The organism is Acetobacter tropicalis (assembly GCF_001580915.1).
In the GTDB taxonomy this organism is placed as follows: domain Bacteria; phylum Pseudomonadota; class Alphaproteobacteria; order Acetobacterales; family Acetobacteraceae; genus Acetobacter; species Acetobacter tropicalis.
Genome location: NZ_LHZQ01000147.1, coordinates 1 through 10,415, shown reverse-complemented (window position 1 = coordinate 10,415; position 10,415 = coordinate 1). Strand labels below are relative to the sequence as shown.

The window sequence follows — 10,415 nt, the reverse complement described above, 5'->3', positions numbered from 1 at the left end:
TGTGTCCATTCGCTACACGCAAAGACTGGCTGAAGCGGGGCTCGTTGCTTCTGTCGGCAGTGTTGGGGATTCCTATGATAACGCCTTGGCAGAGACCATTAACGGACTTTACAAAACCGAACTCATCTATCGGCAGGGGCCATGGAAAAACAGGGAAGCGGTTGAACTGGCAACACTTAAATGGGTCGACTGGTTCAATAATCGGCGGCTCCTGTCCTCCATTGGAAACATCCCGCCAGCAGAAGCTGAGGCTCGCTTTTATGCACAACAGAAATCACATGCTTTAGCCGCTTAAATCAGATAAAAAACGTCTCCACAAAACCCGAGGCAATTCAGTCCGTGTCACGTCAATCGAGCCTGGAGCTGTCGAAAGCGATTTGAAGTTCACGACGTCTGGCACGGCTGCCGAGACGGTGCTCGACTTCTACAAGCAGGCCATCCCGGCGGCATCGGTGGCGCGTGCTATCGCGTTCGCTGTAGAACAACCTGATGACGTCGACGTCAACGCGATCGTCATCCGGCCGACCGCACAGCAGTTCTGATTTCGACGAGGAGGCAGGGCCGCGTGTGCTCCGCCTCCTAGGAACGTTCCGGCCCGCTTGACCGTTACTTTGCCAAATGATATCTGTCCGTTTAACTTGAGGAGTCGATGATGCCCAAACTTGCGCTGTATGTGCCACTGAAGGCCAAGCCCGGAAAAGAGCGCGATGTCGCCAATTTCCTGACCTCGGCATTGCCGCTCGTTCAAGCCGAGCTGGGCACTCTGACCTGGTATGCGATCGAGGAGGGTCCCGGTGCGTACGCGATCTTCGATACGTTCGACACAGAGGAGGATCGGCAGGCCCATCTTGACGGCAAGGTTGCCGCCGCGCTGATGGAGAGGGCGGAAGAACTGTTCTCGGAACCGCCGCAGATTCACAAGTTCACCCTGCTGGCCGCGAAATAGCGGAGTGGTCGGCACCCCAAGCTGCCGTACGACTGCACGGTTAGGGTCGCCTGCCCTCGGGAATGGACGGCCCGGCCGGCTCTGGAACTAAATAGAAGAATACGACAGGCCATCCGCGATAGTGGATGGCCTTTTCTTTTGCGCTTATCCGGCCTTTTGATGCTGCTGCTGATAAGTCGGCGTTGATGTGTTGCGTTATCATGGCGCCGTTGGTTTCGCAGGAACTTCTTTAGGTCATCAATCTGCCGCTTTTTAGATCGTCCTGGCCCTGGCAATCGAAAAGCCGCCGTAAATCGATCCGAGAACTGCCGAACGGGAAGGAACCGTTCAGGCGTCAGGCGGTTTAGGAGACAGACATTGGTTGGAAAGGTGCCATGCTATGCGCCTTTGCGCTGGTTTGGATCATCAGCAAGCTCTCGATTTGATGACGCCCAGATCAGATCTACAAAAGGAGAAGATCCGTGAAAGCTGTCGTGTACAACGGGCCCAAAGACGTTTCCGTCGATACCATCGATGATCCCAAGATCGAAAAGCCGACCGATGTTATCATCCGGCTGACGACGACCAACATCTGCGGGTCGGACCTTCACATGTACGAGGGCCGCACCAGCTTCGAGAAGGGCAGGGTCTTTGGCCACGAAAACCTTGGCGAAGTCATCGAAGTCGGCGCTGCCGTAGATCGGATTAACAAGGGCGATCGCGTCTGCATGCCGTTCAACGTCGGTTGCGGGTTCTGCGAAAATTGCGAACGCGGTCTGACGGGTTTTTGCCTCACGACCAATCCTGGGACCGCCGGCGCAGCGTATGGCTTTGCCGAGATGGGTCCGTGGCAAGGCGGTCAGGCCGAGATGATGCGCGTACCTTATGCCGACTTCAATTGCCTGAAGCTGCCCGAGGACGCTGAGGAGAAGGAGGATGACTATGTCATGCTCTCCGACATCTTCCCGACGGGTTGGCATGGCGTCGAGGTGTCAGGTTTCTTGCCTGGTGAGAGTATCGCGATCTACGGGGCTGGTCCGGTCGGTTTGATGGCCGCGCACTCGGCCGAAATCCGCGGTGCCGCTCAGATCTTCGTGGTCGATTCCCACGATGACCGTCTGAAGCTGGCCGAAGCGAGGGGCGCGATCCCGATCGACATGCGCAAGGGCGATCCCGCCCAGCAGATCCTTGACGCGACCGGCGGCCTTGGAACCGACCGGGGGGTCGAGGCGGTAGGTTACCAGTGTTGCGATCGCCACGGCAAGGAGCGCAGTAATTACACGATGAACTGCCTCGTCAAAAGCACGAAGGCCACCGGCGGCATCGGCGTCGTCGGCGTGTTTATCCCGGAAGATCCGAATGCGACCGACGATCTCCAGAAGGAAGGCAAGATGGCGTTCGACTTCGGCAACTTCTGGTTCAAGGGGCAGAAGATCGGCACCGGCCAGTGTAATGTAAAGCACTACAACCGGCGGCTGATGAAGCTTATCGAGCAAGGCCGGGCCAATCCTGGTCAAATCATCTCGCACCGACTGCCGCTCGATCAGGCACCAGACGCTTACAAGCATTTCGATGCGCGCGATAATGGTTGGACAAAGGTCGTGCTCAAACCGGGTGCCTGACCTTAGTCTTCTACGGAATAGGGATAAATTATGACATTAGAGGGCAAATCAGTTGCCGTTCTGATCGCGCCCCGCGGGACGGAAGAGCCAGAATTCTCGAAGCCCAAGCAAGCTATCGAGGAGGCTGGCGGCAAAGTGACCGTGGTCAGTTTTGAAGCGGGCGTGGCTCGCACAGTCAATAGCGATCTCGACGAGGGCGGCAGCTATACTATCGACAAGACGTTTTCCGAGGTGAAAGCCGACGATTTCGACGGACTTGTTGTGCCCGGAGGAACTGTCGGTGCCGACAAGCTGCGCGGCAGCGGCGAGGCAATTGGTTTCATCCGGGCTTTCTTCGATCAGAAAAAACCGGTTGCGGCTATATGCCATGCACCCTGGACAATGATTGAGGCGGGCGTGCTTAAGGGTCGCACCCTGACGTCCTACCCAACGCTGAAGGTCGATGTCGAGAACGCCGGCGGTATATGGATCAATGAAGAAGTCGTGGTCGACAACGGCCTTGTCACAAGCCGCGACCCTAATGATTTACCCGCCTTCTGCGCCACACTCGTGGACGAAATCGCGGAAGGTGTGGGCGCTGGGCTCGCAGCCGGGAATTAAGACGGGGCGGTTTCGACGAACCATGTGAGGGCCCGCTCCCTGGAGAAGTTCCGCACAAAACAGGCGTAGCGGATGGCCGGCGATTGGCTGTCCGCTACGCCGCATATCAGACTAACACGGCGCACCTGACGGGCACTCGAACCCTAAACCGCGTCAACCGCGTTGACACATCTTCGGCTCCCGCTTCCAGATTCGACCCATTCCAGCGTCCGGTTGACATACACCTGATCGAACGCCCGTTCGGTCAGGTTTACGACCTACAGCGCCGCTTTGAGATAGGGGGCGGTGAGACTGCCTTCTGCTTCCGCAACGACGCCAGGGACGCCGCTGGCAACGATACGGCCGCCATCTTCCCCAGCCCCCGGTCCCAGATCGATGACCCAGTCCATCTGCGTGATGGCGCGCATGTCATGTTCGACGACGACGACGGTATTGCCAGCGTCGACGAGGCCCTGCAGGTGTTGCATCAGCCGGTCGGCATCGGAGGGGTGAAGCCCCGAAGTGGGCTCGTCGAGGATGTAGATCGTGTTGCCACGCTGGGCGCGTTGCAGTTCAGTCGCCAGCTTGATGCGCTGCGCCTCCCCGCCAGACAGCTCGGTCGCAGGCTGTCCGAGCCTCAGATAGCCAAGACCGATCTCCCGCAGCACGTCGAGGGAGCGCATCACAGATGCCTCGCCAGCGAAGAAATCGCACGCATCGTCGACCGTCAGTTCGAGCACCTGGGCGATATTGCGCCCGTTCCATTCGACTTCGAGCGTTTGCGGGTTGTAGCGAGAGCCATGACAGGTCGAGCACGGCGCAAAAACGCTCGGCAGGAACAGCAGCTCCACCATGACGTATCCCTCGCCCTCGCACACCGGGCAGCGACCTTGCGCGACGTTGAACGAGAACCTGCCCGGGCTATAGTGTCGCCGGCGGGCGAGCGGCGTATCAGCGAAGATCCGTCGCACATGGTCGAACATGCCGCTGTAGGTGGATAGGTTCGAGCGCGGCGTGCGGCCGATCGGTTTCTGATCGACCCGCACCAGCCTGCGAACATGCTCCATACCCGCGACAATGCGTCCTTCAGTATCGTTCTGAGCAACGTCGAGCAGAGGATCGATATCCTCCTCCTCGGCCACCGGAGAGCCGCCGAGGTGTTCCGTGACGAGCTCGGGCAGCGCCTGACTGACAAGACTGGATTTGCCCGATCCCGAAACGCCGGTGACAGCGGTGAAGCAGCCGATGGGAAACTCAACGTCGAGACCTTGAAGATTGTTACGCCTGATCCCTTCCAAGCGTAGCCATGCCTTGGGATCGCGCGGTGTGCGCTCACTGCGGAGCGGCTCTGCGAACAGGTAGCGGCGGGTGATTGAAGTCTCGACGTGGGCAAGCCCCTCTATCGGCCCGCTGTAGAGGACTTCACCGCCCTTATCCCCGGCTCCTGGCCCGACATCGACGAGCCATTCAGCGTGGCGGATCACGTCGAGATCATGTTCGACGACGAACAGGGAGTTGCCCGCCGCCTTGAGACGCTCGAGGATAGTGAGCAAGGCTTCGCCATCTGCCGGATGTAACCCTGCGGAAGGCTCGTCAAGCACATAGACCACGCCGAAAAGCTGTGACGACAATTGGGTGGCAAGCCGCAAGCGCTGCAACTCTCCGGAGGAGAGCGTCGGCGTGCTGCGGTCGAGCGAAATGTAGCCCAGGCCAAGATCGATCAGCGCCTCGAGCCGCTCGATCAATTCGCAGGCAAGGCGTTGGGCGGCGATCCGCTTCTCGTCGGAGAGATTGGGCGTGCGGCGCACGTCGGGCGCGCTCTTGTGCGCAGAGCCGCCCGCGGCAACCCGTTGTTCGACCGCTGCTTCGCGGGCCGCTTTTTCCAGAATATGGCCCTTTGAGGTGCCGGAGACTGCCCCATACTCGCCATGCGCGACGGGCATCAGCAAGTCCTTCAGCTTGAGCACTGTCAGGTCGCCGAACTCGGCAATATCGAGCCCGGCGAATTTGACCGACAGGGCTTCGCGCTTCAGGCGCTTGCCGTTGCAGGTCGGGCAATTGCGGCCGATGATATATTGCGAGACGCGCTTCTTCATCAGCGCGCTTTTAGTGTTGGCAAAGGTTTCCAGCACATAGCGGCGCGCGCCGGTGAAGGTGCCCTGGTAGCTCGGCTCCATGCGGCGCTTGAGCGCCGTCCGGGTCTGTTCGGGCGTCAGGCCCGCATAGACCGGCACCGTCGGCGCCTCGTCAGTGAAGAGGATCCAGTCGCGATCCTTTTTCGGCAAGTCGCGCCACGGCGTATCGACGTCATAGCCGAGCGAAACGAGGATATCGCGCAGGTTCTGGCCATGCCAGGCGGCGATCGCCCGATCGCGAATGGTGAGGCTGTCGTCGGGAACCATCGTCTCTTCGGTCGCGTCATATACGCGGCCGATGCCGTGGCAGGTCGCGCACGCCCCCGCGACCGTGTTGGGGGAGAAATCCTCCGCATAGAGCATGGGCTGATGGCGCGGATATTCGCCGACGCGGGAATAGAGCATCCGCACCAGGCTGGAGAGCGTCGTCACGCTGCCGACCGTGGATCGCGCGTTGGCCGAGCCGCGCTGCTGCTGCAACGCGACCGCAGGCGGCAATCCGTCGATCGTGTCGACCTCCGGCACGCCGGCCTGGTCGATCAGGCGACGGGCATAGGGCGCAACCGATTCCAGATAACGCCGCTGGGCTTCGGCATAAAGGGTGCCGAACGCGAGCGATGACTTGCCCGAGCCCGATATGCCGGTGAACACCACGAAGGCGTCGCGCGGTACATCGACGTCAATATTTTTGAGGTTATTCTGGCGCGCGCCGCGAACCTGCACGCAAGCGGGCGGCCCCGCATGTCCATGGTCGGAGGCCTGCGTCGTCGAGTGTATATCCTTGTTTTTCAACTTAGTTTTCCTGCCGTATCCGCCCGTGCGGCCCGTGTTTCATCACAATCAGGGTAACAGATGAATGCATTTCCGACTCAATGCATCCAACGGCCACGATGGCCCGAGCTTCGAAACCTTTGGAATATTTTCCAGCACTAAACTAAGGTACGACAAAGCCTTTTTCCGTCGGGTCGCGCGACGAGGCCACACACCCCGCAGGTAAGCGCACGGGTTAGGCGGCCGTGGTCCGTGCCGCTATCGGCGTGTAACGACTGCACTTCGGTGGTTGTACCGCATCGCTCAGTTGCCAGGGAGCCTTCATCATGGCCGGGGTCGGGCCATGATGAAGGCTGGCTTGTCGATCCGAGCGCCTGGCGCCGCTTCGGATCGGCGGGTCAGTAGTGAATGACCGTGCGGATCGACTTGCCTTCGTGCATCAGTTCGAACGCCTCGTTGATCTCCTCCAAACCCATGGTGTGGGTAACGAACGGGGCCAGATCGATATCGCCTCTCATCGCGTCCTCGACCATGCCGGGGAGCTGTGTCCGTCCCTTGACGCCACCGAAAGCGGACCCCTTCCATACGCGGCCCGTGACGAGCTGGAATGGGCGGGTGGAGATTTCCTCGCCCGCGCCCGCAACGCCAATCACGATCGACTGACCCCAGCCACGGTGCGCTGATTCAAGCGCGGCGCGCATGACATTGACGTTGCCGATGCACTCGAAGGTATGATCGATGCCCCATCCCGTCATCTCGATCAGCACTTGCTGGATGGGCTTGTCATGGTCCTTGGGGTTGATACACTCGGTCGCACCGAACTGGCGTGCCAGCTCGAACTTGGACGGATTGGTGTCGATGGCGATGATGCGACCCGCCTTCGCCTGGCGCGCACCCTGAATCGCCGCGAGGCCGATGCCGCCCAGGCCGAACACGGCGACCGAGTCTCCGGGCTGGACCTTGGCGGTATTGTGGACTGCGCCGATGCCGGTCGTGACGCCGCAGCCCAGCAGACAGACCTGTTCGGGGTTAGCCTCGGGATTGATCTTGGCGAGCGAAACTTCCGCGACGACAGTATATTCACTGAAGGTTGAACAGCCCATGTAATGATAAAGGGGCTGGCCATTGTACGAAAAGCGGGTGGTGCCATCGGGCATCAAACCCTTGCCCTGCGTTTCGCGGACAGCGACGCACAGGTTGGTCTTGCCCGACACGCAGAAATCGCACTTGCCGCACTCGGCGGTGTAGAGCGGGATCACGTGATCGCCCGGCCCGACGCTGGTGACGCCTTCACCGACCTCGACAACGATGCCCGCCCCCTCGTGGCCCAGAACCACCGGGAAAACACCCTCCGGATCACTGCCCGCCAGCGTGTACGCATCGGTGTGGCACACGCCGGTGTGGGTTACCCGGATGAGCACTTCGCCCTTCCGGGGTGGGGCGACATCAATCTCGACGATTTGGAGTGGCTTGCCCGCCTCGAAGGCTACAGCGGCGCGAGATTTCATGTTGGGATACCCTAGTTGATTGAAACTGATTGCCGGTGCGAGGCCGTTGCGCCATCGCAAATTCGTCGACGTTCTCATACTGTCAGGGAGTATCTTTGCCATACTCCCTGTCAGTATACAAGAGGTGTCCTACCGAGGATCTCAAACCAGAGAAGGCAGCAGGGGCTGGCTTCTAAGTGCGAGAGAACACGGGCAAGAAAATGAGCCTGAAATCGTCATTTAAGATAAGTACGCAGAATCTTCATTACGCCCTCCACGCCGTCATCGTGATCGCCACCCTCGCTTTTGAGGGCCGGATCTGCGCCGGAACCGAATGTTTCCCTGAGGTGACTCTCCATCACTTCCGCCATCAGTCCGTTTGTCGCGCCACGCATGGCGACAATTTGCTGCAGCAGGGGAGCGCAATCGGCCCCGGCTTCGATCGCGCGTTCCAGAGCGTCCGCCTGGCCCTTGATACGCCGCAAGCGTGTGATGGCTCGCTTTTTGTCCTCTGATGAATGTGGCATCGCGTTTTCCCGAGAAATCGCTTCAGCATACCATACAGGGGGGGAGTTTCAATCCTGCACTGAGACGGGCGTTTCTCTCATCGGGCGAGGTTCCGGTCATGCTCTCAAGCCTGCGCCGCAAGCAACCACGGCATGGGCTGAGGGTCCGATCATGTGTCGGGGAAGGGGGGGGAGCCATCGCTCGCTCCCCCAGGTTTACCGGTCAGACCGTAACGACGACCTTGCCGATCTGGTCATTCGATTCGAGGAAGCGGTGTGCGTCTTGGATGGCGTCGAGCGAGAAGGTGCGCGCGATCCGCGGCTTGAGCGCGCCCGATTCCAGTCCCGCCACAATGAACGCCTTGGCGCGATCAAGGGCGGCGGCGTCCGAGACGATCTCGCTGTAGAGATAACCCTTGAGCGTGAGGCTCTTGCCCAGCACGGAGAACAACGGGAACGGCGTCGGCTCGCCGCTGAGCGCGCCATATTCAAGCAGAATGCCGCCGCGCGCCATGCTCGCGGTCAGCGGCTCGAACGACGGGCCTCCGACCGGGTCGAGCACCACGCGCGCACCTGCACCATCGGTTATCTCCATCACCTTTGCTACCAGATCCTCTTCCCCGGTCGCGACGACATGATGTGCACCGGCATCAAGCAGGGCTTGGCGCTTGGTGCCGGTACGCGTCGTCGCGATCACCGTCGCGCCGACCATCCGCGCAATCTGGAAGGCAGCAAGACCGACGCTGCTGGAAGCAGCGGTGACGATGACGAAATCGCCCTCGCCGAGCTTCGCCTGCTCCACCAGCGCACCCCAAGCGGTGACATACTGCATCCACACGGCCGCCGCTTCCTCGAACGAAAGCGCCGCCGGATGCTTGACGACGAGGCGGGCAGGCACGTTGGCGACCTCGCCATAGGTGCCCCAGCGCGCGATATCGAGCGGGGGGATGAGGCTGACGGCTTCGCCTTCCGCAAACCCGGTCACGTCCGCCCCGACCGTAACGACAGTGCCGGCAGCCTCGTAGCCGAGGCGGCTCGGGAACTCGGCTTCCTGAAGGTAGGCATGGTTGCGGAACATCACTTCGGCGCGGTTTATGCCTATCGCCTTGACAGCGATCTGCACCTCGTCGGCCGCGGGCGCGGGCACTGCCACATCTTCAATCTTGAGGACGCTTGCGTCGCCATATTCGTGGATTCGGACGATGCGGCTCATGGGACACTCCTTGATTATAGAATGATTATTCTGTATCGGTGTGGGTCACCAGTTTCAAGATATTATTTATCGATCATTCCATATCGGGCGCCAGACATGACAGAGACGAAAGCACGTCGCGGCGCAGGTCGCCCTCGCGTGTTCGACACTAACGCAGCGCTCGACAAGGCGGTACGGCTGTTCTGGCAGCGCGGCTACGAGGCGACTTCGATGGCCGATCTGGTGGCGGAGACTGGCGTCGCCGCCGCCAGTCTCTATGCGGCGTTTGGCAACAAGGCGGGGCTGTTCGCAGCGGTGATCGAGCGCTATGCCGCGACGTTCAGCGTCCACCTCTATGCCCCCATCAACGACCCAGCGTTGTCCACTTTCGAGGCCGTCAAAGGCCTGCTGGAGCGAGCGGCGTCATCGTTCTCGGAGCCTGGAACGCCGGCCGGCTGCTTCATGTATTCGGCAGCGGCAGCCGTGTCGCCGGCGTCCGCCTCCATCGAATGCCTGCTGCGCGACAAGCGTATTGCGGCGGAGGCCCTCCTGATCGAGCGTTTACATCGGGGCGCCGCGCAGGGCGAGCTTGCGGCCGATACTGATCCGGCCGTCCTAGGCAAATTCATCAATACGGTCATGGAAGGCATGTCCGTTCAAGCGCGCGACGGCGCTACGATCAACGAACTTCTCTCCATCGCCGAAATGGCACTCGATCGATGGCCGGCTGCGGTTTGATCGTCCAGGCGAGATCCCAGCAGCCTGTTTTTCAACAGCCACGGACGGTTGGGACACTGAATTGCCCCGGGTTTTGTGGAGAGAGAACGACCCGAGAGGTAAGAAGGATTCATGAGCACCAAATCGAAGCGTTTTCCGCCTGAGTTTCGTGAACGTGCAGCCCGCATGGTTCTGGAGGAAGAGAAGAACCATCCTTCGCGGTGGTCCGCGGTGATGATGATAGCGCCAAAGCTGGATATTCATCCTGACACGCTGTCAAAATGGACCCGTCTGCATGAACGTGCCAATGCGCCTGCGGTAAGTGACCTGCCTGATCGGGAGAAGATCAGGCAACTGGAACGAGAGAACCGCGAATTGCGGCAGGCCAATGAAATCCTGCGCAAGGCGTCGGCATATTTTGCCCAGGCGGAACTCGACCGCCTATGTGGACGGCCGTTTAAGCGCAATACCTCACATTGTT

General features: G+C 60.3%; 10 protein-coding genes and 1 pseudogene. 7 read left to right on the top strand and 4 right to left on the bottom strand.

Features of this window, described 5'->3' with window-relative positions:
- The 5 genes from AD944_RS02155 to AD944_RS02140 all read left to right on the top strand — a co-directional run.
- On the top strand, positions 1 to 295 hold a 295-nt coding region (locus AD944_RS02155; protein WP_156477241.1), incomplete at its 5' end, for an integrase core domain-containing protein.
- Positions 296 to 377: 82 nt separating this feature from the next.
- Positions 378 to 542 carry a hypothetical protein gene (locus AD944_RS16180; RefSeq protein ID WP_201785438.1) on the top strand — a complete coding sequence of 55 codons (165 nt, stop codon included), beginning with the start codon at positions 378 to 380 and terminating at the stop codon, positions 540 to 542.
- A gap of 107 nt (positions 543 to 649) precedes the next feature.
- Positions 650 to 946 (top strand): putative quinol monooxygenase, encoded by a 297-nt coding sequence (locus AD944_RS02150; protein ID WP_236709118.1) that lies wholly within the window; start codon positions 650 to 652, stop codon positions 944 to 946.
- A gap of 461 nt (positions 947 to 1,407) precedes the next feature.
- Complete coding sequence (locus AD944_RS02145) at positions 1,408 to 2,547, top strand: glutathione-independent formaldehyde dehydrogenase (RefSeq protein WP_045541367.1); 1,140 nt, start codon at positions 1,408 to 1,410, stop codon at positions 2,545 to 2,547.
- A gap of 30 nt (positions 2,548 to 2,577) precedes the next feature.
- Positions 2,578 to 3,147: a type 1 glutamine amidotransferase domain-containing protein gene (locus tag AD944_RS02140; RefSeq protein WP_061474722.1), complete on the top strand. Its 570-nt coding sequence runs from the start codon at positions 2,578 to 2,580 to the stop codon at positions 3,145 to 3,147.
- 257 nt (positions 3,148 to 3,404) lie between these two features.
- Here AD944_RS02140 and AD944_RS02135 read toward each other — a convergent pair whose 3' ends face one another.
- The 4 genes from AD944_RS02135 to AD944_RS02120 form a co-directional block, all read right to left on the bottom strand.
- Positions 3,405 to 6,038 carry an excinuclease ABC subunit UvrA gene (locus AD944_RS02135; RefSeq protein WP_045541365.1) on the bottom strand — a complete coding sequence of 878 codons (2,634 nt, stop codon included), beginning with the start codon at positions 6,036 to 6,038 and terminating at the stop codon, positions 3,405 to 3,407.
- A 392-nt stretch (positions 6,039 to 6,430) separates the two neighbouring features.
- Positions 6,431 to 7,540: an S-(hydroxymethyl)glutathione dehydrogenase/class III alcohol dehydrogenase gene (locus AD944_RS02130; RefSeq protein ID WP_045541364.1), complete on the bottom strand. Its 1,110-nt coding sequence runs from the start codon at positions 7,538 to 7,540 to the stop codon at positions 6,431 to 6,433.
- 215 nt (positions 7,541 to 7,755) lie between these two features.
- Positions 7,756 to 8,046: a metal/formaldehyde-sensitive transcriptional repressor gene (locus AD944_RS02125; protein ID WP_043153273.1), complete on the bottom strand. Its 291-nt coding sequence runs from the start codon at positions 8,044 to 8,046 to the stop codon at positions 7,756 to 7,758.
- A gap of 202 nt (positions 8,047 to 8,248) precedes the next feature.
- Positions 8,249 to 9,238, bottom strand: a complete 990-nt coding sequence (locus tag AD944_RS02120) for a zinc-dependent alcohol dehydrogenase family protein (RefSeq protein ID WP_045541363.1) — start codon at positions 9,236 to 9,238, stop codon at positions 8,249 to 8,251.
- Positions 9,239 to 9,334: 96 nt separating this feature from the next.
- Here AD944_RS02120 and AD944_RS02115 point away from each other — a divergent pair, with 96 nt between their 5' ends.
- Together AD944_RS02115 and AD944_RS02110 are read left to right on the top strand one after the other, a co-directional pair.
- The gene (locus AD944_RS02115) at positions 9,335 to 9,955 is read left to right on the top strand and encodes a TetR/AcrR family transcriptional regulator (protein WP_045541362.1); all 621 of its coding nucleotides are present in this window, start codon (positions 9,335 to 9,337) and stop codon (positions 9,953 to 9,955) included.
- Between the two features lie 111 nt (positions 9,956 to 10,066).
- Positions 10,067 to 10,377, top strand: a pseudogene (locus AD944_RS02110) (transposase); the annotation flags it as partial.
- Positions 10,378 to 10,415 lie beyond the last annotated feature (38 nt).